The following is a 24118-nucleotide window of genomic DNA, read 5'->3' as shown; positions in this document are numbered from 1 at the left end:
CTCGTTGCCTTGAAGGCAACTTGCATGCAACCCGCATATCGAATGCCCCGTCTACGGGGCATTCTGTTTGAAGAAGGCGCATACTCCGGCCATCCGCGTGCGTCGAGACCTTGCGTGCTCCAGAGCATGATGTTATGTTGAGACTCCGGGAAACCGCCTTTCCCTCGGCCAACTCATTTCGCTGCTAACTATGCACTCTTCGCACCAATCTCCGCTCGTGGCAACCGCGCTGAAATCGATCACCGTGGCCGTGGCCAGTGCAGTGTTCCTGACTTCCGCCGCCACTGCGGCCGGGCTGGGGAAATTGACGGTGCTGTCGGCGCTTGGCCAGCCGCTGCGCGCCGAGATCGAGCTGACGGCCGGCGCCGGCGAAGACCCGGCGAGCATGGCGGTCAAGCTGGCCTCGCCAGACGCCTTCCGCGCCGCGAACATCGAATTCAACCCGGCCCTGCTGTCGCTGCGCTTCGCGGTCGAAGAGCGGGGTGGACGCCAGGTGATCCGGGTCAGCTCGACCCAGCCGCTCAACGAGCCGTTCGTCGACATGCTGCTGGAGCTGACCTGGAATAACGGCCGCCTGGTGCGCGAATACACCTTCCTGCTCGACCCGGTCGAGCTGCGCGCGACCCAGCCGGCCCAGGTGGCGGCGGCGCCGCAAAGGCAATCGGCCGCGGCATCCCCGCCGGCCGCCGCTCCGGTCGCCATGCCCGCTCCGGAAAAGGCCGAGCAGGCGCGCCTTGCCGCCGCCCGTCGCGGCGCCGAACGCCAGGCGCGCGAAGCGCAGGCGCGCGCGGTGCAGGACAACTATCGCGTGCGCCGCGGCGATACGCTCGGCGGCATCGCGCTCGACCTCAAGCCGGCCGACGTCTCGCTCGACATGATGCTGGTCGCGCTGTACCGCGCCAATCCCGACGCCTTCATCGGCAACAATATGAACCGCCTGAAGTCGGGCCAGATCCTGAGCATTCCGGATGCCGATTCGGTGCGCGGCGGCTCCGGTCCGGGCGAGGCGCGCGGCGTGGTCGTGGCCCATGCGGCCGATTTCGACGCCTACCGCAACAAGCTGGCCGGCCAGGTGGCCGGCAGCGCGCCGAGCGCCACGCCGCAGGGCGGCCAGAGCGCCAGCGGCCGCGTCACCGCCCGCGTCGAGCAGCAGCCGACCGCCGTCAGCGAAGCGCAGGACAAACTGCAGCTGTCCAAGGCCACGCCCGGCGCGGCCGGCGCGCCGGCCGACGGCACCGCCAGCGTCGAGGATACGGTGGCCAAGGAGCGTGAACTGGCGCAGGCCGAGGCGCGCGTGAAGGAACTCGAACGCAACGTCAACGAACTCGAAAACCTGATGACGGTGCCGAGCCGCGCCGGCGCCGAGGCCGAGCAGGCAGCCGCCGCCGGCGCGGCCGCCGCCACGGCCGCGGCCGCGCAGCCGGCGGCCAAGCCCGCGCCGCGCCCGCGTCCGGCCAAGCCGGCCGCGCCGCCGGAAAAAAGCTTCGTCGACACCATCCTGGACAATATGCTCTATATCGGCGCCGGCGCGCTGGTGCTGCTGCTCGCGGCGCTCGGCCTCGCCCAGCGCCGCAAGCGCAACGCGCAAGCGGTCAAGCCCCTGCCTGCCGAACCGTCGGTGCTGGGCGTGCCCGGCGCCAGCGCCCAGTCGCTGTTCGCCGAAAGCGGCGGCCAGAGCGTGGACACCAACAACAGCGTGTTCAACTCCAGCTTCGCGCCGTCGGCCAGCCAGCTCGACACCAACGAGGTCGATCCGGTCGCCGAGGCCGACGTCTATATCGCCTACGGCCGCGACGCCCAGGCCGAGGAAATCCTGAAGGAAGCGCTGCGCGTCCATCCGGAACGCCATCCGGTGCGCCTCAAGCTGCTCGAGATCTACGCCACGCGCAAGGACCTGCGCGCCTTCGAAGCCCAGGCCCGCGAGCTGCATGCCTTCACCGGCGGCCAGGGCGACGAATGGGCCCAGGCCGCGGTGCTGGGCCTGGCGCTTGACCCGACCAATCCGTTGTATGCGAATGCAGCGCCGGCGTCGACCCCGGCGCCGTCGCCGCAGGAACGCGACCAGCAGGCGATCCTGTCGCAGCAGTTCGAGGACGCCTTCCGCGGCGGCCCGTCGATGGGCGCGGGCGCTGCTGCCGGCCTTGCCGCCGGCGCTGCCGCCGGTGCTGCCACAGTCGCCCTGGCCAAGGACGACGAGGACCGCACGGCCGCGCCGCAGACCGCGCAGCAGGCCGAATCTGCGGCCGACCAGCGCAGCGAAACCCGCAACGACGACAACGCGCTCGACTTCGACCTCGGCGGCCTGACGTTCGAGCCGGTGACGAATGCCGACGCGGCGCCGCCAACGGCCGGCCGTCCGGACCCGGATGCGACCGCCGTACCGGACCTGGAATTCGACATGGCGCCGTTCGCGCCACCGGCCGGCGCGCCGGCTGCAGAGCAGGCCAGGGTTGCATCAAACGCCACCGATCTCGATTTCGACATGGACTTCGACGCCCCGGCGACCGCCCGGCCGGCGGCTGCCACGGCCACGGTCGACGATGACGACGATTTCACGCTCGACCTGTCGCCGCAGCCGCAAGTGCAGGCGACCCCGGTCGACATGGCGGGCCTGGCCAGGGACTTCGAGGGCTTGCCGTCGCTGCCGGGCAGCACAGCGCAGCCGAGCGTGGCGCAGGCCGATCCGCTGCACGACCTCGACGCCATGGATTTTTCCGCGCCCACCATACCGGTGACGCCGGCCGCGCCAGGCCTGGATGAGGCGCCCGCGCGGGGAGCGCCGGCCAGCGTATCGGACGATCCGCTGTTCGACCTCGACACGATGGACTTCGGCGCGCCGGGCGACGCGCCCCCTGCGGGCGGCGCCGAACCGAAGGACTTCGGTGCGCGCGTGGACGATCCGTTCGACGCCTTCGACTTGCCCGAGATCCCGGCCCCGGTGCCGGCGCCGCAGGAAGTGTCGGCGCGCGACGCCTTCGAGCCGGCTTCGGCGCCGGTCGACGACAGGGCCGCGCCGTCGTTCGACCTGGCCGACTTCGACCTCGACCTGCCATCCGAGCCGGCCACGGCACAGCCGCTGGATGTGGCCGGTGCGGGCGCCGAGGCGCCGGGCCAGATGTCGGCCGAGCACATGGAGATGGAAACCAAGCTCGACCTCGCCACCGCCTACCAGGAGATCGGCGACAAGGAAGGCGCACGCGAGTTGCTGGACGAAGTCATCAAGGGCGGCAATCCCGAGCAGGTCGGCAAGGCCAGCGCGATGAGGGAAATGCTGGCGTGACCCGTATCGCTTTGGGTGTCCAGTACATCGGCACCGGTTGGAACGGCTACCAGAAACAGCCGGAACGAAACACCGTCCAGGACCGTCTCGAGATCGCGCTGGAGAAGTTCGCCTGCGTCGCGCTTTCCACGACCTGCGCCGGCCGCACCGACGCCGGCGTGCACGCCATCGAGCAGGTCGTTCATTTCGATACCGACCTGGATCGCCCGGTCCAGTCCTGGGTGCGCGGCGTGAATGCCTTCCTGCCCGAGTCGATCGTGGTGCGCTGGGCCGCCGTCGTGGAGCCCGACGACGAGGGACAGGATTTCCACGCCCGCTTCTCGGCCCGCTCGCGCACCTATCACTACGTGCTCTACAACCATCCGAATCCGTCGGCGCTGCTGGCCAAGCGGGCAGGGTGGGTGTTCCGTCCGATCGACGTCGAGCGCATGCGCGAAGGCGCGCGGCACCTGATCGGCACCCATGATTTCTCGAGCTTTCGCGCCAGCGGCTGCCAGGCGAATACGCCGGTGAAGGACATGCACGAGGTGAGCATCGCGCGCCATGGCGACATCATCGTGTTCACCCTGCGCGCCAGCGCCTTCCTGCACCATATGGTGCGCAACATCGTCGGCTCGCTGATCTATGTCGGCACCGGGCGCCAGGAGCCGGCGTGGATCGGCGAGGTGCTGGCCGCCCGTTCGCGCGACGTCGCCGCGCCGACTTTCATGCCGGACGGTCTGTATTTCGCCAGGATCGAGTACGATCCGAAGTGGAAGCTGCCGCAGGAGGTCAGCGCGCCCCTGCCGTGGCTGTGATCGATTTTCCAGGAACATCCATGCGACGCACCCGTATCAAGATCTGTGGCATCACCCGCGAGCAAGACCTGCGCGCGGCGGTCGCGCACGGCGCCGACGCGCTCGGTTTCGTCTTCTATCCGAAGAGTCCGCGCTACGTCACGCCGGCGCGCGCGGCCGAGCTGTGCGCGATCCTGCCGCCGTTCGTGAGCGCCGTGGCGCTGTTCGTCAATCCAACCCTGGACGAGGTGCGCGCGGTGGCAAGCACGATGCCGCTGGGCCTGATCCAGTTCCATGGCGACGAAACGCCAGAGGAATGCGCCGCGATCGCGGCGGTGGTAGAGCGGCCGTTCGTGCGCGCCTATCGCATCAAGCCTGACACGCCGCCCGCGGCTTTGCTAGAATGTGAATCTGCATACCGCGCCGCCAGTCCGTGGTTCTCGGGCCTCCTGCTCGACACCTGGGTGGACGCCTACGGCGGCGCAGGAAAGGTCTTCGATTGGTCTCTAATTCCAAAAGAGCTCGCGCCTCGGGTCGTTTTGAGTGGTGGGTTGAGCGTACACAACGTCCTTGAGGCGACCGAACGTGTTCGTCCCTTCGCCGTCGACATCAGCAGTGGTGTCGAGGAAGCGAAGGGGATCAAGGATGCCTGCAAGATCGCCGCCTTTGTCGCGGCGGTGCGGGCGGCCGATACCACCATCGAAAGCGAGTCGCACCATGACCACGAAAGACACCATCAACGCCCAGCTTAAAGCTGCGCCCCTGTTCAAGACCCCGGATTACGCCCTGCCCGACGCGGTCGGGCACTTCGGCCCGTATGGCGGCAGCTTCGTCGCCGAAACCCTGTCGCACGCGCTGGCAGAGCTGAACGGGGCCTATGCGAAGTACGCACAGGATCCCGAATTTCTGGAGGAATTCCGCTACGAGCTGGCCCACTTCGTCGGCCGTCCGTCGCCGGTGTACCATGCGCGGCGCTGGTCCGAGATGGCCGGCGGCGCCCAGGTCTATTTCAAGCGCGAAGACTTGAACCACACCGGCGCGCACAAGATCAACAACGTGATCGGCCAGGCCCTGCTGGCGCGGCGCATGGGCAAGCAGCGCATCATCGCCGAGACCGGCGCCGGCCAGCACGGCGTGGCCACCGCCACCATCTGCGCCCGCTTCGGGCTGGAGTGCGTGGTGTACATGGGCCTCGAAGACGTCAAGCGCCAGGCGCAGAACGTGTACCGCATGAAGCTCCTGGGCGCGACCGTGGTGCCGGTGGAATCGGGCTCGAAGACCCTGAAGGACGCGCTCAACGAGGCGATGCGCGATTGGGTCACGAATATCGAAAACACCTTCTACATCATCGGCACGGTGGCGGGCCCGCACCCGTATCCGATGATGGTGCGCGACTTCCAGTCGGTGATCGGCGAGGAGTGCCGCCTGCAGATGCCGGCGATGGCGGGGCGCCAGCCGGACTACGTGGTCGCCTGCATCGGCGGCGGCTCGAACGCGATGGGCATTTTTTACCCGTACATCGGCGAGCCGGGCGTGCAGCTGGTCGGCGTCGAGGCGGCGGGCGAGGGACTCGGTTCGGGCAAGCATGCCGCGTCGCTGACGGCCGGCCTGCCGGGTGTGTTGCACGGCAACCGCACGTATCTGCTGCAGGACGAGAACGGGCAGATCATCGAGACGCATTCGGTGTCGGCGGGCCTGGATTATCCGGGCGTCGGCCCGGAGCACGCCTGGCTGAAGGACTCGGCGCGCGCGCAATATGTGTCGATCACCGATGAAGAGGCGCTGCAGACTTTCCATGACTGCTGCCGCATCGAGGGGATCATTCCGGCGCTGGAGTCGTCGCATGCGATCGCCCATGGCCTGAAGCTGGCGGCGACCCTGCCGAAGGACAAGATCATCCTGGTCAACCTGTCGGGTCGCGGCGACAAGGACATGCACACGGTGGCGCAGCGGATGGGGCTGGATTTCGGCTGAAATCCGGGCGTAGTCCAACCCTGTCCGGCTCCGGTCGCCCTGGCGGCCGGGGCGTCGCACCAATCATTTCAAGGAAAACAGCATGTCCCGCATCGAACCCACTTTCACCGCGCTCAAGGCGCAGAACAAGACCGGCCTGGTGACCTTCATCACCGCCGGCGACCCCGGCCCCGACCTGACCGTCCCGCTGATGCACGCCCTGGTGGCGGGCGGCGCCGACGTGCTGGAACTGGGCGTGCCGTTCTCGGACCCGATGGCCGAAGGCCCGGTGATCCAGCGCGCCTGCGAGCGCGCGCTCAAGTTCAATATCGGCCTGAAGGACGTGTTCGCGTTCGTGCGTGAATTCCGCCAGACCAATGACAGCACGCCGGTTGTCCTGATGGGCTACGCCAACCCGATCGAGCGCATCGGCCAGTCCGAATTCATCCGCTGCGCCAGGGAGGCGGGCGCCGACGGCGCCATCGTCGTTGACTACCCGCCGGAAGAATGCGCCGATTTCGCCGCCGCCATGCGCGACAACGGCCTCGACCTGATCTTCCTGCTCGCGCCGACCTCGACCACCGAGCGCGTGAAGCAGGTGGCCCAACACGGCGGCGGCTTCAGCTATTACGTCTCGCTCAAGGGCGTGACGGGTTCCGGCGCGATCGACACCGACGACGTGGCGCGCCGCGTGGGCGCCATCCGCGAACACGTGAAACTGCCGATCGGCGTCGGCTTCGGCATCCGCGACGGCGCGACCGCCAGGGCAGTGGCGCAGGTAGCCGACGCGGTCGTGATCGGCAGCCGCATCATCCAGGAAATCGAAGCGCACCCGGCAAGCGAAGCCGTCGAAGCCGTCCGCAGCTTCACGTCAGGCATCCGCACCGCCCTCGACGCGCGCTAAGCCGTCAATTAGGGTCAGAGTAGAATTATTGAGCAATTTCTTAGCGAGATATTGTCATTTAATTCGACACTGACCCTTATTGAGCTTACCCGGCAGACATTACCCAACAATGAGGGTCAGAGTCGAATTGTTTGACAACTTTTCGCTCGCCTTCGCATCCACCTTCCCCTGACCTCATATTCATTGTCATCGCGCAAAGGCAGGTTTGCTTCTGCGCTAGTCTCCAGAAAATTGCCTCAAGTAAATTGTGAGTTCAATTTCAAATTCGGGAGGACTCAATGAAGGTTCGCATCAAACACGTCGGCGTCGCCCAGTGCGCCAAGATGATTGCCGGTATTTATTTCGTGATTTCGCTGCCTATCGTTGCGTTGATCCTTCTGGTGGCGATGAGCACGGGAAAGGCCAGCATCGGCATCGGCGGCTTGATCCTGCTTCCTTTCGTATACGCGCTCTTCAGTTACCTCGGCGGACTGTTAGCCGCGTGGATCTATAACCTCGTGGCCGACCGGATTGGCGGTTTCGAATACACGACCGCGGAAATCACGTCCTGAGCCGGCGGCGAATACCTTGCTCTAGAAATATTGGCCAATAATTCGACTCTGACCCTCATTGTTGGGCTATTGCTTGCCATATCAATGTGCGTGACTCTGTCCCTAATATGAACGAAAAGAGTTTGTATTAGAAAAAGAAGGGCGGGGCTCGGTGTCGAGTTATTGGCCAACTCAAAAAGTTGTCAAACAATTCGACTCCGACCCTACTTTGCGGGCGGCGAAGTGGTGATGTCAAACAGGCAATTGGCAGCCAGCTACGATTCGACAAGCCGGGCTTGAGCGGCTACACTACCGCCACTTGAAAGATTTGCCGCAAAGGAGAGAACATGAGTTGGTTGGAAAAGCTGCTGCCCCCTCGGATCCAGCGCTCCGATGCCGCTAACCGCAAGACGATGCCGGAAGGCCTCTGGGTCAAGTGTCCGTCGTGCGAGTCGGTGCTGTACCGTTCGGACATCGAGTCCAATCTGCACGTGTGCCCGAAGTGCGACCATCATATGCGCATCCGCGCCCGCGACCGCCTCGACGCCTTGCTCGATGAGGGCGGCCGCTACGATATCGGCCAGGAGACTCTGCCGGTCGATACGCTGAAGTTCAAGGACAGCAAGAAGTATCCGGATCGCCTGAAGTCGGCCATGGACGCCACCGGCGAAACCGATGCGCTGATCGTGCAGGGCGGTTCCATCATGAGCCTGCCGGTCGTCGTCGCCGCGTTCGAATTCGAATTCATGGGCGGCTCGATGGGTTCGGTCGTCGGCGAGCGTTTCGTGCGTGGCGCGCAAGTGGCGCTCGAGCAGAAAGTACCGTTCATCTGCATCACCGCCACCGGCGGCGCCCGCATGCAGGAAGGCCTGCTGTCGCTGATGCAGATGGCCAAGACCACCGCCATGCTGACCAAGCTGTCCGAAAAGAAGCTGCCGTTCATTAGCGTACTGACCGACCCGACCATGGGCGGCGTCTCGGCCTCGTTCGCCTTCATGGGCGACGTCGTGATCGCCGAACCGAAAGCCCTGATCGGCTTCGCCGGCCCGCGCGTGATCGAGAACACCGTGCGCGAGAAATTGCCAGAAGGCTTCCAGCGCGCCGAGTTCCTGGTCACCAAGGGCGCCGTCGACATGATCGTCGACCGCCGCAAGATGCGCGAAGAAATCGCGCGTCTGCTGGCCCTGCTGCAAAACCAGGCGACCGAAGTCCTGGCCTGATAGACACAAGGGCGACTTCGGTCGCCCTTTCAGCTTGCGCGCCCACGCCGGGCAGCCGAGCAGATCGATTGTATTCACATGTCCCCACTTCCCACCACCTTGCCCGCCTGGCTGGCGCTGCTCGAGTCGCGCCATGCCGAAACCCATATCGACATGGGCCTGGACCGCGTGCGCGCCGTCAAGGAGCGCTTGCAACTGGCCTTCGATTGCCCGGTGATCATGGTCGCCGGCACCAATGGCAAGGGCTCTACCTGCGCGATGCTCGAATCGGTGCTGCTGCAGTCCGGCTACCGCGTCGGCCTCTACATCAAGCCGCACTTTCTCGACTTCAACGAGCGCGCCCGCATCAATGGCGAGATGGCGTCCGATGAAGCGCTCGTCGATGCCTTCAACGCGGTCGAGGCCGCCCGCGCCGGCACCGACCTGACGTATTTCGAATTCACCACCCTGGCTATCGCCCACCTGATCTCCCGGAGCGGCGTCGACGTCGCCATCCTCGAAGTCGGCCTGGGCGGACGCCTGGACGCGGTCAACGTCATCGACGCCGACGTGTCGATCGTCACCAGCATCGACATCGACCATACGTCCTACCTGGGCGATACGCGCGAAAAAATCGGCTTCGAGAAGGCCGGCATTTTCCGCCCGGGCAAGCCGGCGATCTGCAGCGACCCGGTGCCGCCGCAATCGCTGATCGAGCATGCCGAGAACATCGGCGCCGACCTGTGGCTGCTCGGCCGCGACTTCAACTACCAGGGCGACCAGCTGCAGTGGAGCTATGGCGGGCGCAGCCAGCGCCGCAACTCGCTGGCCTATCCGGCCCTGCGTGGCGCCAACCAGCTGCTCAACGCCTCGGCCGCGCTGGCCGCGCTCGAGGCGTTGCGCATGCAACTGCCGTGCGGCGCCCAGGAAACCCGCGCGGGCCTGGCCCTGGTCGAACTGCCGGGCCGGTTCCAGGTGCTGCCCGGCCGTCCGACCCAGGTGCTGGACGTCGCCCACAATCCCCATGCCGCCGCCACCCTGGCCCAGAACCTGGGCAATATGGGCTTCCACCGCTTCACGTATGCCGTGTTCGGCATCATGGAAGACAAGGACATCGACGCCGTCATCGCGCCGATGGCCGGCGTGGTCGATCACTGGTGCGTGACCGGACTCGATTCGCCGCGCTCGGCGCAGCCCGAAGCGCTGGCCGCGAAGCTGGGCGCGCTGCGGCCGGCCGGCGCCAGGGACGACGATTTTTCTGTGAGTAATTTCGCAACGCCGGCCGAGGCCTATGCGAATGCGCTGAGCCGGGCAGGGGAGAATGATAGAATTGTGGTCTTTGGCTCTTTCTACACCGTTGCAGGCGTCATGGCGGCCCGTAAATCGAGTCTTCACTGACCTTCTTCACCCTATTACCTGAACCACATGGGCTTGTTCTCGTTCGGCAATAAAAACAAGCAAGAAACTGTCCGGGACAGTGGGCACTTCGTCAAGGACGACGACGCCGCTTATAGCGAGCGCGCCCGTTCCAAGCGCGCCAGCTCGGCGGGCGAGCCGGGCCGCCGCACCAGCCGCGGCGATCCGATCCTGCCCGAGAAGAAGCGCGCCCGGCGCCGCCTCGTCGGCGCCATCGCCCTGGTACTGGCGGCCGTCGTCGCGCTGCCGATGCTGCTCGATTCCGAACCCAAGCCGCTCGCCACCGACATCGCCATCCACATTCCGGACAAGGACAAGGCGGCCCCGCTGCCGGTGCCGTCCGAGCAGGTGGCGCCGTCGGCCAGCGTCGACAGCGACGAAGAGATCATCGAGCCAGGCGCGGCGGCGCCGGCCAGCGGCCCTGCGGCCGACGCTTCCGCAACCGCCGCACCGGTAACGGCCCCGGCGGCCCCGGCGGCCAGCGAACCGCCGCCGATGCGCATGCTGGAGCCGGCCGCGCCGCCGACACCGGCGCCGATGCCCGAGCCGGTGAGGCCAAAGGCCGAATCGAAGCCCGAACCGAAGCCCGAACCCAGGTCGGCGCCGACACCCGAGAAGAAACCCGAGCCAGTGAAAAAACCGGCCGAGACGCATCCGAAGGCCGAGCAGGTCGCCAAGCCCGCGCCGAAGGACGACGCCGCGCGCGCCATGGCCATCCTCGAAGGCAAGGCGGCCGAGCCGCAGAAGGCGCAAGGCCCGGCGCCGCGCTTCGTGGTGCAGGTCGCGGCCCTGGCCAGCCAGGAAAAGGTCACCGAATTGCAGGAGCGCCTGCGCGGCGCCGGCATCGCATCGTTCACCCAGAAGTCGGGCGAGCTGATCCGGGTGCGGATCGGTCCGTTCAGCAAGGAAGAAGCCGAGAAAGTGCGCGCCAGGCTGGGCGGCATTGGCCTGTCCGGCACCATGGTACCGCTCTGACCCTGACCGAACAGCGTGACGATTTTTGATTATCTGGTGCTGTTCGTGCTGATCGCCTCGGTGGTCATCAGCACCCTGCGCGGCCTGGTCAAGGAAATCCTGTCGCTGCTGGGCTGGATCGTCGCCTTCGTGGTGGCCAATGCCTACGGCGCGCAGCTCGCGCCCTTGCTGCCGGAAGTGATTCCCGGCGCCACGGCGCGCCTGATCGTGGCCTTCATCGCGCTGTTCCTGGGCGTGCGTATCCTGATGGGCCTGCTGTCGCTGGCGATCGGGGCTCTGGTGGAAGCCACCGGCCTCTCGCTGGCGGACCGCGGCCTTGGCGGCTTGTTCGGATTGGCGCGCGGCATTGTAATCGTGCTGGCCGGCGTCATATTGTGTGGGATGACGGACATTCCAAAGCAGGCGTTCTGGCAACAGGCGCTGTTGTCGCCGATCGCCGAGACCGGCGCCCGTACCGTCGAGCCCTTCCTGCCCGCTGCCATGGCGCAGCACGTGAATTTTTGACCAGCATTCCTCAGTCGTAGAAATTTTTCTGTAATCAAGCACTCAAGCTTTTAGGAGCACACCATGTGTGGCATCGTCGGCGTCGTCTCTCACTCTCCCGTCAACCAGTTGCTGTATGACGCACTGCTGCTGCTGCAGCACCGCGGCCAGGATGCGGCGGGCATTGCGACCAATCACAGCAGCATGTTCTCGATGTTCAAGGCCAATGGCCTGGTCCGGGACGTGTTCCGCACCCGCAATATGCGTTCGCTGCAGGGCAACACGGGCATCGGCCACTGCCGCTACCCGACCGCCGGCTCGTCGAGCGAGGAAGAAGCGCAGCCGTTCTACGTCAATGCGCCGTTCGGCATCACGCTGGCCCACAACGGCAACCTGACCAACCAGGTCCAGCTCAAGGACGAGCTGTACCGCAACGACCGCCGCCACATCAACACCGATTCCGACTCCGAGGTGCTGCTCAATGTGCTGGCCCACGAAATCCAGGAAGCGGCCGACGGCTTCTCGCTCGACGCCGACGCCGTGTTCAAGGCGGTCGCCGCCGTGCACCGCCGCGTGCGCGGCGCCTACGCCGTGGTGTCGCAGATCGCCGGCCACGGCATGCTCGCTTTCCGCGATCCGTTCGGCATCCGCCCGTTGTGCCTGGGCGTGAACGAGACCGAGCAGGGCGTCGAGTACCTGGTGGCCAGCGAATCGGTCGCGCTGGAAGGCCTGGGCTTTCGCTTCGTGCGCGACATCGCGCCGGGCGAAGCGATCTTCATCGATGAAAACAACCAGCTGCACGAGCGCCAGTGCGCCGAGAATCCGTCGCTCAACCCGTGCGCCTTCGAATTCGTCTACCTGGCCCGTCCGGATTCCGTGATCGACGGCGCCTCGGTGTACGCCACCCGCCTGCGCATGGGCGAGTACCTGGCCGACAAGGTCGGGCGCGAGATCCCGGTCGACGAGATCGACGTCGTGATGCCGATTCCCGATTCCTCGCGCCCGGCCGCGATCCAGCTGGCGTTGAAACTCGGCGTGGAATACCGCGAAGGCTTCATCAAGAACCGCTACATCGGCCGCACCTTCATCATGCCGGGGCAAGGGATGCGCAAGAAGTCGGTGCGCCAGAAACTGAACGCCATCAGCTCCGAGTTCAAGGACAAGAACGTGCTGCTGGTCGACGACTCGATCGTGCGCGGCACCACCAGCCGCGAAATCGTGCAGATGGCGCGCGAAGCGGGCGCGCGCAAGGTGTTCTTCGCCTCGGCCGCGCCGCCGGTGCTGTACCCGAACGTGTACGGCATCGACATGCCGACCCGCGACGAGCTGATCGCCCACGGCCGCACGGTCGAGGAAGTGTGCCGCGAGATCACGGCCGACCGCTTGGTGTACCAGGACGTCGATGCGCTCAAGCGCGCGATCTCGGATGTCAATCCCGAGCTGAAGAATTTCGAGGCATCGTGCTTCGATGGCGTCTATGTCACCGGTGACGTGACCCCCGAGTACCTGGACCGCCAGGAATCGGCGCGCCACAATCCGACGTCGAAGGATGCCGAGGACAAGGTGCGCACCCTGCTCAACCTGAACCCGCCGGTGGCGGCCGAATAAGGCCAGGAAAAACCATGTCGGACAAGCCAAGCTACGGTTTCACCACCACTATATTGCACAACGATCGCCGCAAGACGATCGAGCAGGGTTCGCTGCACAAGCCGGTGCACACCTCGGTCGCCTTCGGCTATGCCGACGCACGCCAGCTGGCATCGGTGTTCCAGGGCAAGGAGCCGGGCTTTCGCTACGGCCGCCAGGGCAACCCGACGGTGTCGGCGCTGGAAGACAAGATCAGCAAGATGGAAGACGGCGTCGCCACACTGTGCTTCGGCACCGGGATGGCGGCGATCGGCGCGCTGTTCCAGGCGCTGCTCAAGGCCGGCGACCACATCGTGTCGTCGAGTTTTCTGTTCGGTAATACCAACAGCCTGTGGCAGACGGTGGCGGGCCAGGGCGTCGACGTTGCCTTCGTCGACGCCACCGACGTGGCCCAGGTGGAAGCGGCGCTGACGCCGGATACCCGCATGGTGTTCGTCGAGACCATCGCCAATCCGCGCACGCAAGTGGCGGACCTGGCCCGCATCGGCGAACTGTGCCGCGCGCGCGGCATCCTGTACGTGGTCGACAACACGATGACCACGCCCTGGCTGTTCCGTCCCAAGGACGTGCATGCGGGCCTGGTGGTCAATTCGTTGACCAAGTCGATCGGCGGCCATGGCATCGCACTGGGCGGCGCGCTGACCGACACGGGCCTGTTCGACTGGGCCGCGTACCCGAACATCGCCCCGAACTTCAGGAAGCAGACGGCAAGTGCGCAGGGTATGGCCCAGCTGCGCGCCAAGGCGCTGCGCGACTTCGGCGCCGCGCTGGGGCCGGAAGCGGCGCACCACATCGCGGTCGGCGCCGAAACGCTGGCCCTGCGCATGGAGCGTACCTGTGCCAACGCGCTGGCCCTGGCGACGATGCTGGAAGCCGACGAGCGCGTCGCCGCCGTCTATTATCCGGGCCTGGCCTCGCATCCGCAGCACGCGATCGTCGCGTCGCTGTTCCGCTCGGGCGGCTCGTTGCTGAGCTTCGAGCTGAAACCAGACATCGACCCGTTCGATGTCCTGAACCGCCTCGAATTGGCGATCCCGGCCTCGAACCTGGGCGACAACCGCACCCTGGTGATTCCGGTCGCGCACACGATCTTCTTTGAAATGGGCCCCGAGCGGCGCGCCAGCATGGGCATCGCCGAAGGCTTGATCCGGGTGTCGGTGGGCATCGAAGACACCGCCGACCTGGTCGGCGACTTCCGCCAGGCGCTGGACGCGTAAAGCCGGGTAAAACTGTCTTGATGCGGCCGGCAACTTGCCGGCCTTGTCACATTCGCGATTGAGCCCAGCCGTAAAACACGGCTATCATGGACCTTTACCAGCCCAGCCTGACGGTATGCCCATGAAACGATTCCTGTCCTGCCTGTCCCTCGCGGTGTTGTGCGCAACCGGCGGCGGCGCCTACGCCGGCGAGCTCGAGGACGCCAACGCCCTGTTCGAGAAAAAAGACTATGCGGGCGCGCTCAAGCTGTACACCAGGCTGGCCAATGCCGGCAATTCACAGGCCCAGCAGCAGCTGGGCCAGATGTACTGGTATGGCGAAGCCGGCGCGGTCGACGAAGCCAGGGCGAAGGAGTGGTTCGAGAAGTCGGCCGCCAAGGGCAACAAGATCGCCGCCGACTCGCTCGTGATCATGCAGCAGCGCGCCCTTCGTCGCGCCGAGATCGATTACTGGATCAAGGGTTACGATGGCGCCGACCTGCAGTCGGGCGAGTACCGCTGCCCGGCGCCGCGCATTCCGGCGGTGTCGAAGATCAACGAAGAGATCGAGCGCGTGAACAAGGCCGTGACCGGCTGGCAGGATTGCTACAACAAGATGGTGACCAACCTGAACGCGCAGTCGCCGCTGACCCGCCGCATCCCGCCCGACGTCGCCAAACTGATGAACAAGCAGGAAACCGAGGCCGCGACCGCCTACCTGGAGGGGGTGCGCCAGAACATCGCCGAGGGAGCGAAAGTCAATTCGAAGATGGTACTGGCCGATTTCGCCGCATGGCGCCGCGCGACCGAAGCGTTCGTGGACCAGCACAATGCGGTGATCAACAAGGCCAAGCAGTAGAGACCGCCCATAAACGTCGTTCCCGCGAAGGCGGGAACCCAAGTCCTCAGCGCCGCCACGATGGATGGACGTGGCCGGCAGCGCATGCGAACCGAGGTTCCCACCTGCGCGGGAACGACGCGCTCACGGAGATGATGTGTATCGAGATCAGTTCCAGCTGCGCATCAACCCCACCGCCAGCCCCTCGAGCGCGAACTCTTCGTCGGGCCTGACTTGGATCACCTTGAAGTCGGGGTTCTCGGGCAACAGTTCGACCAGGTCGCCCGTCTTGCGGTAGCGTTTGACGGTGACTTCCTCGCCCAGGCGGGCGACGACGATCTGGCCGTTCTTGGCGCTGTCGATTTTCTTGACCGCCAGGAAGTCGCCATCCATGATGCCGGCGTCGCGCATCGACCAGCCTTTCACCTTGAGCAGAAAGTCGGGCCGCGCCGCGAACATCGCGGTGTCGACGTTATAGGTCGCTTCGACGTGTTCTTGCGCCAGGATCGGATTGCCGGCGGCGACGCGGCCGACCAGCGGCAGCGACATCAGCGACGGCGGCGGCATGGGAATCTGCTGGGCGCTGGCGCCGACGAGGCGGATGCCGCGCGAGGTGCCCGGCGAAATCTCGATCGCGCCCTTGCGCGCCAGCGCTTGCAGGTGTTCTTCGGCCGCATTGGCCGAGCGAAAGCCCAGTTCGGCCGCGATTTCGGCGCGGGTCGGAGGGAAGCCCGTGTTCTCGATCGCTTCCTTGATCAGGTTCAGGATCTGTTCTTGCCTTGCAGTGAGCTTGAGCATAACTGTGTAATGGTTGCCGTGTGTAAATGCCGTGGTTGGATGCGATGTTGCAGCAACGGGTTGTAGCAGTAGACTGTATTTTTGTACAGTATTCCGTCATACGCAAGGGATATACACGAAAAAGCGCAAAAAAAGCGCGCTCATCGTAAAAAGTACGGATTTTGCAAGCGTAAATGTCGAGTGAGCCTGGCGCCGGCTTAAAGCGCTTGACGGCCATGTTCCCAATTTGCCCATTTCACGCTATACTAGCTGGCTGTTCCCTTCCCACACTCGTCTTGACGCCGAGGTGGGCATTTATGTAAAACGTCCTCAAGGAGTAATGCATGCGTCATTATGAAATCGTTTTTATCGTCCATCCGGACCAGAGCGAGCAAGTCCCGGCGATGATCGAGCGTTACAAGACCACGGTGACCAGCCGCGGCGGTAACATCCATCGCGTGGAAGACTGGGGCCGCCGTCAGATGGCTTACCAGATCCAGAAGCTGCCAAAAGCCCACTACATCTGCCTGAACATCGAGTGCGACAACGAGACCCTGGTCGAGCTGGAAACCGCATTCAAGTTCAATGATGCCGTTCTGCGTCATCTGACCGTCAAGATGAAGAAAGCAGAAACCGCACCGTCGCCGATGATGAAATCGGTGCAGCGCGAAGACGCAGCCAAGAGCCACCGTGCAGAAGCCGCTGCTCCTGCAGCTGCTGCTCCAGCCGCTGCCGCTGCTTAAGATTTTTTCCAGGAATTCGTAACAAGCAGTAGTAGAACCGGGTGAATCAGCTCCAGCTCGTGGCGACCATCGCCGAGCGTGATGTCCTGCGCTACACCCCGGCCGGTGTGCCGATCGTTTCAGCCGTCCTGATGCACAGTTCGCATCAACGAGAGGCAGGGATCGATCGCCTGGTCGAGTTCGAAGTCCCCGCGTTTGCCGCGGGCGAGATTTCGGGCAGGTTTGGCAGCGCCGAGCTCGGCGCCAGCTACCGCTTCGATGGCTTCCTCGCACGGAAAAATCGCAACAGCAAAGCCCTGGTGTTTCACATCATTGATTTCAGTGCCGCCTAGTTCGGCAATTTAGATATACAGGAGCCTCAAATGGCATTCGGTAAAAAGTTCGACAAAAACAAAGCTAAAGAAAAACTCAAGCGCAAGCAGCAGAACCCGCTGTTCAAGCGCAAGAAGTTCTGCCGCTTCACCGCCGCTGGCGTTGAGCAGGTTGACTACAAAGACGTCGACACCCTGAAGGACTTCGTCCAGGAAAACGGCAAGATCATGCCAGCACGTCTGACCGGCACCAAGGCGCACTACCAGCGTCAGGTCGACACCGCCATCAAGCGCGCCCGTTACCTGGCGCTGCTGCCGTACACCGACCTGCACCACGGTTAATCGTCGGTCACGACAGTCAGATATCCTGGAGATAAAACATGCAAGTTATTCTGTTGGAAAAAGTTATCAACGTCGGCAACCTGGGCGACGTCGTCAAAGTCAAGGATGGTTACGCACGTAACTTCCTGATCCCGCAAAAGATGGCCCGCCGCGCTACCGCTGGCGCCGTCGCCGAGTTCGAAGCCAAGCGCGCCGAACTGGAAAAAGCAGCCGCCGAGAAACTGGCAGCCGCCCAAACCCAGGGCGACAAGCTGAGCGGCCTGACCGTCACCATCGGCCAGAAGGCCGGCGTCGACGGCCGTCTGTTCGGTTCGGTCACCAACGCGGACATCGCCGAGGCGCTGACCAAGCAGGGCTTCCCGGTCGAAAAAGCTGCCGTTCGCATGCCGACCGGCCCGCTGAAGACCACCGGCGAATTCCCGGTTGCAGTCGCCCTGCACACCGACGTCGTGTCGGAAATCATCATCGCTGTCGTAGGCGAAGCTGCCTGAGCGAATGCTGGATTGACGTAAAAGCAGTGCACGAAAAAGCCGGGATCTCCCGGCTTTTTTGCTTCTGAAACTCACCAATTATGACAGCCGTGTGACAGGAGAAGGTATAATGCCGCCCATGAACGCAGCACCCTCAGACCCGCAGATCGAAGCCCTGCGCATCCCCCCGCATTCCATCGAAGCAGAGCAATCCGTCATCGGCGGGCTGCTGCGCGATAACGCCGCCTGGGACCGCATCGCCGACTTCATGCATGCGGAAGACTTCTACCGTTACGATCACCGCATCATTTTCGAACAGATGGTCCGCCTGATCAACGCCGGCAAGCCGGCCGACGTGATCACGGTCTATGAAGCCTGCAACCAGCTCGGCAAGGCCGAGGAAGTGGGGGGCTTGCAATACCTGAACGCGATGGCGCAGAACACGCCGTCGGCCGCCAATATCCGCCGCTACGCCGAGATCGTGCGCGACCGCGGCATCCTGCGCCAGCTGATCACCGTCGCCGACGAGATTTCCGGCAATGCCTTCAATCCGCAGGGCAAGGAAGTCAAGCAGATGCTGGACGAGGCGGAGTCAAAAATCTTCGCCATCGCCGAACAGGGCGCCAGGGGCGCCCAGGGCTGGCTCGCGGTGCAGCCGCTGCTGACCCAGGTGGTCGAGCGCATCGACGAACTGTACTCGCGCGAGAACCAGGGCGAGATCACGGGCGTGCCGACCGGATTCATCGACCTCGACCGGATGACCTCCGGCCTGCAGCCGGGCGACCTGGTCATCGTCGCCGGCCGTCCGTCGATGGGCAAGACCGCATTCTCGGTGAACATCGGCGAGAACGTCGCGATCGAGGCCGGCCTGCCGGTCGCCGTGTTCTCGATGGAGATGGGCGGCACCCAGCTGGCCATGCGTATGCTCGGCTCGGTCGGGCAGCTCGACCAGCACCGCCTGCGTACCGGCCGCCTGCACGACGAGGACTGGCCGCGCCTGACGCACGCCATCCAGAAGATGAACGACGCCCAGCTGTACATCGACGAAACGCCCGCGTTGAACCCGATCGAGATGCGCGCGCGGGCCCGCCGCCTGGCGCGCCAGTGCGGCAAGCTCGGCCTGATTATCGTCGACTACCTGCAGTTGATGCAGGGTTCGAAGGCGGGCGACAACCGCGCCTCCGAGATCTCGGAGATCTCGCGCTCGCTCAAGGGCCTGGCCAAAGAGCTGCAGTGCCCCGTGATCGCGCTGTCGCAGCTGAACCGCTCGCTGGAACAACGTCCCAACAAGCGTCCCGTGATGTCCGACCTGCGCGAATCCGGCGCTATCGAGCAGGATGCGGACGTGATCATCTTCCTGTACCGCGACGAAGTCTACAACCCGGATTCGCCGGACAAGGGCACCGCCGAGATCATCATCGGCAAGCAGCGTAATGGCCCGATCGGAGCGATTCGCCTGACCTGGATTGGCCAATACACCAAGTTTGGCAATTACAGCGGCAACCTGTCGGTCTACCAGGGCGACTAAGATTCTACGCCGCATACCGCGGCCGGCGTCACGCCGCATACCAAGCCGTCGCTTTTCCCGGAGCGTCGGCAAATACCGAGAGAAAAACGGAGAAAAATAATGTTTGGACGCTTTTTGCCTAAAGAAGGCAATTTCTTTGAACTGTTCAACCAGCACGCGGCCTTGTGCGTGAAGGGTGCCCATGAAATGGTCGGCCTGATGACCAATTTCGACGATCTGGAAACCCGCACCCATGCGGTCGAAACGATCGAAAAGCAGGCCGACAAGATCACCTACGCCACGGTCGACCTGCTGCACAAGACCTTCATTACTCCCCTTGATCGCGACGACATCCACAAGCTGATCACGCGCATGGACGACATCCTGGACATGATGGAAGACGCGGCCCAGACCGTGTCGCTGTACGACCTGCACGCGGTCACGCCGGAAGCGAAACGCCTGGCCGAGCTGTGCCTGTCGTGCTGCCTGAAGGTGCAGGAAGCGGTGTCGATGCTGCACGATATGGACAACGCGCCGAAGATCGTCGCCATCTGCGAAGAGATCGACCGCTTCGAGTCGGACGCCGACCACGTGATGCGCGCCGCCATGTCCAAGCTGTTCCGCGACGAGCCGGACGTGCGCAACCTGATCAAGATGAAGGCGATCTACGAGATCCTGGAAACCGTGACCGACCGCTGCGAAGACGTGGCCAACATCATCGAAGGCATCATCGTCGAGAACGCGTAAGCGTCGTTCGAGCGGAACAACCATGGATACTCTCAACATCAGCATTTACGTGCTGGGCGGGCTGGTGGTGCTGGCACTCGTCTTCGACTTCATGAACGGCTTCCACGATTCGGCGAACTCGATCGCCACCGTCGTGTCGACCGGCGTCCTGAAGCCGCAGCATGCCGTCGCGATGGCCGCCTTCTTCAACTTCATCGCGATCTTCGTGGTCAACATGAAGGTGGCGCAGACCATCGGCAAGGGCACCATCGACCCGCACATCGTCGATCACTACGTGATCTTCGGCGCCCTGGTCGGCGCCATCACCTGGAACCTGATCACCTGGTACTACGGCATCCCGTCCTCGTCCTCGCACGCCCTGATCGGCGGCCTGGTCGGCGCCGCGGTGGCCAAGGCCGGCACCGGCTCGCTCATTTCCGGCGGCCTGCTCAAGACCGTCGCCTTCATCGTGGTCGCGCCGCTGCTGGGCTTTGCGCTCGGATCGATCATCATGCTGATCGTGGCCTGGGTGTTCGTCAAGGCGACGCCGCGCAAGGTCGACGGCCTGTTCCGGAAGCTCCAGCTGGTCTCGGCCGCGGCCTATTCGCTGGGCCACGGCGGCAACGATGCGCAGAAAACCATGGGCATCATCTGGATGCTGCTGATCGCCGCCGGCTACGTCAGCGCCAGCGACGCCCATCCGCCGGCCTGGGTCATCATCTCGTGCTACGCCGCGATCGCCTTCGGCACGCTGTTCGGCGGCTGGCGCATCGTCAAGACCATGGGCCAGAAGATCACCAAGCTCAAACCGGTGGGCGGCTTCTGCGCCGAGACCGGCGGCGCGATGACGCTCCTGATGTCGAGCGCCTTCGGCATCCCGGTGTCGACCACCCACACCATCACCGGCGCAATCGTCGGCGTGGGCGCCGCGCAGAAGGCCTCGGCCGTGCGCTGGGGCGTGGCCGGCAACATCGTGTGGGCGTGGGTCTTCACCATTCCGGCGTCGGCGTTCATCGCCGCGGTGGCGTGGTGGATCGGCACCCACATCATGTGATGGACGCGTTGAGCGCATGATGCGAAGCGGAGCCGGTGGCGCTAATACCGTCAAGTTAAGCTGCTGAGCTAGCCGTCAAATACGTCGTCCCCGCGCAGGCGGGGACCCAAGTTCTGCAAACGTCGTCGAAACGCTTGCAAGATTGGGTCCCCACCTTCGTGGGGAGTCGTTACTGCCAGTGGCAGTAACGACGTTTTTACGCTAACTCAAGAAGACTTTCGCCTTGCGCGGTCTACCCGAGATCGACTTCCAGCCCCTCGTAGGCCAGGAACACCTGCAAGCCATCGAGCCGCCCCGCGTAGCGCGCCATCACCTCGGCAAACACCGCTTCGAGTTCGTCGTCCCCGCGCGTCGGCTCGTGGTGCGTGCAGTACAGCGCGCGCGCGCCCACCCGCAGCGCCATCTCGAGCGCGCCGTCGAAGGTGCCGTGGCCCCAGCCCCGCCGGGACGGGTATTCCTCGCGCGTATAGGAGCAGTCGACGATCAGGGCGTCCACGCCACGCATGACGGCGTCCATGCTGCGTTCGCGCTCGCGCAGGTGTTCCTCGCAGGCGGCGTGTGCGCCGCTGCCGTCCGGGTGCGGGCAGGGCTCATGGTCGCCGGTGAAGAACAGCGACTTGCCGTTGCAGTCGATGCGGTAGCCTAGGTTGAGCACCGGATGGTTCATCGCCACGTTCGACACCACGGCGTCTTCCAGCGCGATCGGGGTCCCGATCCCGAGCGTGCGGTAGTCGAGGGTGGCGCCCATCTGCGCTTCGCCCACCGGAAAATAGCTGTTCTGCAGCTGGACGTTCATCACGTGCTCGATGCCGTGGCCCGTGGTTTCGTCGTGGGCGCCGTGCAGGCGCACCCGGTTGCCCTTGACGAACAGGGGCGTGAAGAAGGGCAGGCCGTGGATGTGGTCCCAGTGGCTGTGGGTGATGAAGATATTGGCGGCCACCGGCCCTTGCTGGGCCAGGTGCTGGGCCAGCGGAAACAGCCCGGTGCCGCCATCCAGGATCAGTAGGGCGCCGGCGTCGGTGCGCACTTCGATGCAGGTGGTATTGCCGCCGTAGCGCGCGGTGCGCGGGCCCGGCGACGGGATCGATCCACGCACTCCCCAGAACCGGAACTTCATTGCAAGCCTCCCGTCACGATCGCTCAGTTTTATTCTATACAGCCGAGATCATAACGGTATGTATCCTTCCGGCATAGGCGTGAATGAACGCACAGTCTTTGCGCCGGCTCAGGCATCGGCTGCGTCGCGCATGCGCCGCAGCAGCAGTTCGCGCTCGCTGGCGTTGGCGGTGAGCGCGGCCGCGCGCGCGAATTCGGCGCGCGCCTCCGGCCGGCGGCCGAGCTTGAACAGCAGGTCGCCGCGCACGCTCGGCAGCCAGTGATAGCCGTCCAGCCGGCCGTCCGCCAGCAGCCGGTCGGCCAGCGCCAGGCCGGCCGCGAGGCCGTCGGCCATGCCCACCGCCACCGCGCGGTTCAGTTCGACGACGGGCGAGGGCTGGACCACGGCCAGTTCGTCGTACAGATCGGCGATGCGGCGCCAGTCGGTCAGGTCAACGCGGTGGGCGCGCGCGTGGCAGGCGGCGATCTCGGCCTGCAGCACGTAGGGGCCGCGTGGCACCGCGATGCGCGCGGCGCGCGCGAGGGCGGCCAGGCCGCGCCGGACCAGCACGCCATCCCAGCGTGCGCGGTCCTGGTCGAGCAGCAGCACCGGGCGCCTGGCCGAATCAAGGCGCGCCGCCATGCGCGACGCCTGCAGCTCCATCAGCGCCACCAGGCCGTGCACCTCGGGTTCGTTCGGCGCCAGCTCGGCCAGGATGCGGCCCAGGCGCAGCGCCTCGTCGACCAGGGCCGGGCGCATCCAGTCGGCGCCGGCGGTGGCGGCATAGCCTTCGTTGAAGATCAGGTAGACCGCCTCCAGCACGGCGCCGAGGCGCTCGCCCAGTTCGGCGGGCGGCGGCAGCGCGAACGCCACCTTCGCTTCGCCCAGGGTGCGCTTGGCGCGCACGATGCGCTGGGCGATGGTGCTCTCGGGAACCAGGAAGGCGCGCGCGATCTCGGCGGTGGCCAGGCCGCCCAGCAGCTTGAGCGTCAGCGCCAGGCGCGCGTCGAGCGACAGCACCGGGTGGCAGGCGGCGAACATCAGGCGCAGCAGGTCGTCCTTGACCACGCTGCTGCGCCTGGCGTCGAGGTCGTCCACGAAATCCGGCACCGTCAGCTCCTCCCGGGCTCCGAGGTCGAGGCCGATCCGTTCCAGCTTCTGGCGCAGGCTGCGGTCGCGTCGCAGCAGGTCGACGGCGCCGTTGCGCGCCGTCGTGAGCAGCCAGGCGCCGGGACGGTCGGGGATGCCGTCGCGTGGCCAGCGTTCCAGCGCCGCCACCAGGGCGTCCTGGGCCAGCTCCTCGGCCAGCCCGACGTCGCGCACGATGCGCGCGACGCTGGCGACGATGCGGCCGGATTCGATCCGCCACACCGCCGCGATGGTGTCCTCGACCTTGCCTGTCATTCGCGCGTCATTGCCCTTCATCGGTCCTGAGCGGCTTTCCTCTCACGCTTGTTGTGCACGCATGCGTTCGATGGTCTCGCTCGGCGCGAAGTCGTCCAGTTCGAACAGCTGGCGCACCTCGATCTCGGCTTCCAGGCCCGGGCCGCGTGGGTTGGGGAAGCGGCGCGTCCATTCGAGCGCCTCCTCGCGCGAACGGACCTGGATCAGGGTATAGCCGGCGATCAGCTCGCGGGTTTCGGTAAACGGGCCGTCGACGACGCGCCGCTCGCCGCCTTCGTAGCGGATGCGCCAGCCCTGGCTGCTCGGCTTGAGCCCATTGCCGTCGAGGAGGACGCCGGCGCGCGCCAGCTCCTGGTGGTAGTCGTTCATTTCGGCAAGCAGCGGCTCTTGCGGCATCTCTCCGGCTTCGGACGCGGCGCTGGCCTTGACGATGATCATGAATCGCATGGTGTTCTCCTGTGGTGGTGAGCGGCCCGCGGCAGCGGGCCTTG

General features: G+C 65.1%; 24 protein-coding genes. 20 read left to right on the top strand and 4 right to left on the bottom strand.

The features are described 5' to 3' along the window. The first annotated feature begins 217 nt into the window (after nt 1-217). The 13 genes from ABIB38_RS08740 to ABIB38_RS08680 all read left to right on the top strand — a co-directional run bounded on the left by ABIB38_RS08740 (nt 218) and on the right by ABIB38_RS08680 (nt 15218). Nucleotides 218-3280 carry a FimV/HubP family polar landmark protein gene (locus ABIB38_RS08740; RefSeq protein ID WP_429203366.1) on the top strand — a complete coding sequence of 1021 codons (3063 nt, stop codon included), beginning with the start codon at nt 218-220 and terminating at the stop codon, nt 3278-3280. Next, nucleotides 3277-4077, top strand: coding sequence for a tRNA pseudouridine(38-40) synthase TruA (gene truA, locus ABIB38_RS08735; protein WP_429203365.1), 801 nt, complete (start codon nt 3277-3279; stop codon nt 4075-4077). Before ABIB38_RS08740 ends, truA begins: the two co-directional genes overlap by 4 nt. A gap of 20 nt (nt 4078-4097) precedes the next feature. Continuing rightward, nucleotides 4098-4808: a phosphoribosylanthranilate isomerase gene (locus tag ABIB38_RS08730; protein WP_429203364.1), complete on the top strand. Its 711-nt coding sequence runs from the start codon at nt 4098-4100 to the stop codon at nt 4806-4808. Then, nucleotides 4774-6030 (top strand): tryptophan synthase subunit beta, encoded by a 1257-nt coding sequence (gene trpB, locus ABIB38_RS08725; RefSeq protein WP_429203363.1) that lies wholly within the window; start codon nt 4774-4776, stop codon nt 6028-6030. The genes ABIB38_RS08730 and trpB overlap by 35 nt, the downstream gene beginning before the upstream one ends. An 82-nt stretch (nt 6031-6112) precedes the next feature. Beyond that, nucleotides 6113-6913, top strand: a complete 801-nt coding sequence (trpA, locus tag ABIB38_RS08720; protein ID WP_429203362.1) for a tryptophan synthase subunit alpha — start codon at nt 6113-6115, stop codon at nt 6911-6913. Nucleotides 6914-7191: 278 nt separating this feature from the next. Next, nucleotides 7192-7464 carry a hypothetical protein gene (locus tag ABIB38_RS08715; protein ID WP_429203361.1) on the top strand — a complete coding sequence of 91 codons (273 nt, stop codon included), beginning with the start codon at nt 7192-7194 and terminating at the stop codon, nt 7462-7464. A gap of 326 nt (nt 7465-7790) precedes the next feature. Next, on the top strand, nt 7791-8663 hold the full coding sequence (gene accD / locus ABIB38_RS08710) for an acetyl-CoA carboxylase, carboxyltransferase subunit beta (RefSeq protein WP_429203360.1): 873 nt from the start codon (nt 7791-7793) through the stop codon (nt 8661-8663). 78 nt (nt 8664-8741) lie between these two features. Then, nucleotides 8742-10040, top strand: coding sequence for a bifunctional tetrahydrofolate synthase/dihydrofolate synthase (gene folC, locus ABIB38_RS08705; protein WP_429203359.1), 1299 nt, complete (start codon nt 8742-8744; stop codon nt 10038-10040). Between the two features lie 27 nt (nt 10041-10067). After that, on the top strand, nt 10068-11033 hold the full coding sequence (locus tag ABIB38_RS08700; RefSeq protein ID WP_429203358.1) for an SPOR domain-containing protein: 966 nt from the start codon (nt 10068-10070) through the stop codon (nt 11031-11033). Between the two features lie 15 nt (nt 11034-11048). Continuing rightward, nucleotides 11049-11537: a CvpA family protein gene (locus ABIB38_RS08695; protein WP_429203357.1), complete on the top strand. Its 489-nt coding sequence runs from the start codon at nt 11049-11051 to the stop codon at nt 11535-11537. Nucleotides 11538-11600: 63 nt separating this feature from the next. Then, on the top strand, nt 11601-13124 hold the full coding sequence (gene purF / locus ABIB38_RS08690; RefSeq protein ID WP_429203356.1) for an amidophosphoribosyltransferase: 1524 nt from the start codon (nt 11601-11603) through the stop codon (nt 13122-13124). Between the two features lie 14 nt (nt 13125-13138). Next, nucleotides 13139-14380 carry a cystathionine gamma-synthase family protein gene (locus tag ABIB38_RS08685; RefSeq protein ID WP_429203355.1) on the top strand — a complete coding sequence of 414 codons (1242 nt, stop codon included), beginning with the start codon at nt 13139-13141 and terminating at the stop codon, nt 14378-14380. Nucleotides 14381-14501: 121 nt separating this feature from the next. After that, nucleotides 14502-15218, top strand: a complete 717-nt coding sequence (locus ABIB38_RS08680) for a tetratricopeptide repeat protein (RefSeq protein WP_429203354.1) — start codon at nt 14502-14504, stop codon at nt 15216-15218. Between the two features lie 147 nt (nt 15219-15365). Here the strand turns inward: ABIB38_RS08680 and lexA are convergent, their stop codons facing one another. Next, on the bottom strand, nt 15366-15995 hold the full coding sequence (lexA, locus tag ABIB38_RS08675) for a transcriptional repressor LexA (protein WP_429203353.1): 630 nt from the start codon (nt 15993-15995) through the stop codon (nt 15366-15368). A 323-nt stretch (nt 15996-16318) separates the two neighbouring features. On the opposite strand from lexA, the gene rpsF reads away from it, so the two are divergent. The 7 genes from rpsF to ABIB38_RS08640 all read left to right on the top strand — a co-directional run bounded on the left by rpsF (nt 16319) and on the right by ABIB38_RS08640 (nt 21127). Then, nucleotides 16319-16717 (top strand): 30S ribosomal protein S6, encoded by a 399-nt coding sequence (gene rpsF, locus ABIB38_RS08670; protein ID WP_123070735.1) that lies wholly within the window; start codon nt 16319-16321, stop codon nt 16715-16717. A gap of 41 nt (nt 16718-16758) precedes the next feature. Further along, nucleotides 16759-17049 (top strand): primosomal replication protein N, encoded by a 291-nt coding sequence (gene priB, locus ABIB38_RS08665; RefSeq protein ID WP_292031355.1) that lies wholly within the window; start codon nt 16759-16761, stop codon nt 17047-17049. Between the two features lie 30 nt (nt 17050-17079). After that, nucleotides 17080-17370 carry a 30S ribosomal protein S18 gene (rpsR, locus tag ABIB38_RS08660; RefSeq protein ID WP_005666071.1) on the top strand — a complete coding sequence of 97 codons (291 nt, stop codon included), beginning with the start codon at nt 17080-17082 and terminating at the stop codon, nt 17368-17370. A 38-nt stretch (nt 17371-17408) separates the two neighbouring features. After that, a complete protein-coding gene (gene rplI, locus ABIB38_RS08655; RefSeq protein ID WP_429203352.1) occupies nt 17409-17861 on the top strand; it encodes a 50S ribosomal protein L9 in 453 nt (150 codons plus the stop codon). Nucleotides 17862-17970: 109 nt separating this feature from the next. Then, complete coding sequence (locus ABIB38_RS08650; protein ID WP_429203351.1) at nt 17971-19368, top strand: replicative DNA helicase; 1398 nt, start codon at nt 17971-17973, stop codon at nt 19366-19368. Nucleotides 19369-19467: 99 nt separating this feature from the next. Beyond that, the gene (locus tag ABIB38_RS08645) at nt 19468-20094 is read left to right on the top strand and encodes a DUF47 domain-containing protein (protein ID WP_005666076.1); all 627 of its coding nucleotides are present in this window, start codon (nt 19468-19470) and stop codon (nt 20092-20094) included. Between the two features lie 22 nt (nt 20095-20116). After that, nucleotides 20117-21127 (top strand): inorganic phosphate transporter, encoded by a 1011-nt coding sequence (locus tag ABIB38_RS08640; RefSeq protein WP_429203350.1) that lies wholly within the window; start codon nt 20117-20119, stop codon nt 21125-21127. Between the two features lie 232 nt (nt 21128-21359). Here ABIB38_RS08640 and ABIB38_RS08635 read toward each other — a convergent pair whose 3' ends face one another. The 3 genes from ABIB38_RS08635 to ABIB38_RS08625 form a co-directional block, all read right to left on the bottom strand. Then, a complete protein-coding gene (locus ABIB38_RS08635) occupies nt 21360-22244 on the bottom strand; it encodes an MBL fold metallo-hydrolase (RefSeq protein ID WP_429203349.1) in 885 nt (294 codons plus the stop codon). 108 nt (nt 22245-22352) lie between these two features. Further along, nucleotides 22353-23648, bottom strand: a complete 1296-nt coding sequence (locus ABIB38_RS08630; protein WP_429203348.1) for an RNA polymerase sigma factor — start codon at nt 23646-23648, stop codon at nt 22353-22355. Nucleotides 23649-23669: 21 nt separating this feature from the next. After that, nucleotides 23670-24074: a YciI family protein gene (locus tag ABIB38_RS08625; protein WP_429203347.1), complete on the bottom strand. Its 405-nt coding sequence runs from the start codon at nt 24072-24074 to the stop codon at nt 23670-23672. Between the last annotated feature and the right edge of the window lie 44 nt (nt 24075-24118).

The organism is Massilia sp. UYP11, from assembly GCF_050434805.1.
Lineage (GTDB): Bacteria > Pseudomonadota > Gammaproteobacteria > Burkholderiales > Burkholderiaceae_D > Telluria.
The sequence above is the reverse complement of the archived record's forward strand: the minus strand, read 5'-3'. Positions and strand labels throughout refer to the sequence as shown.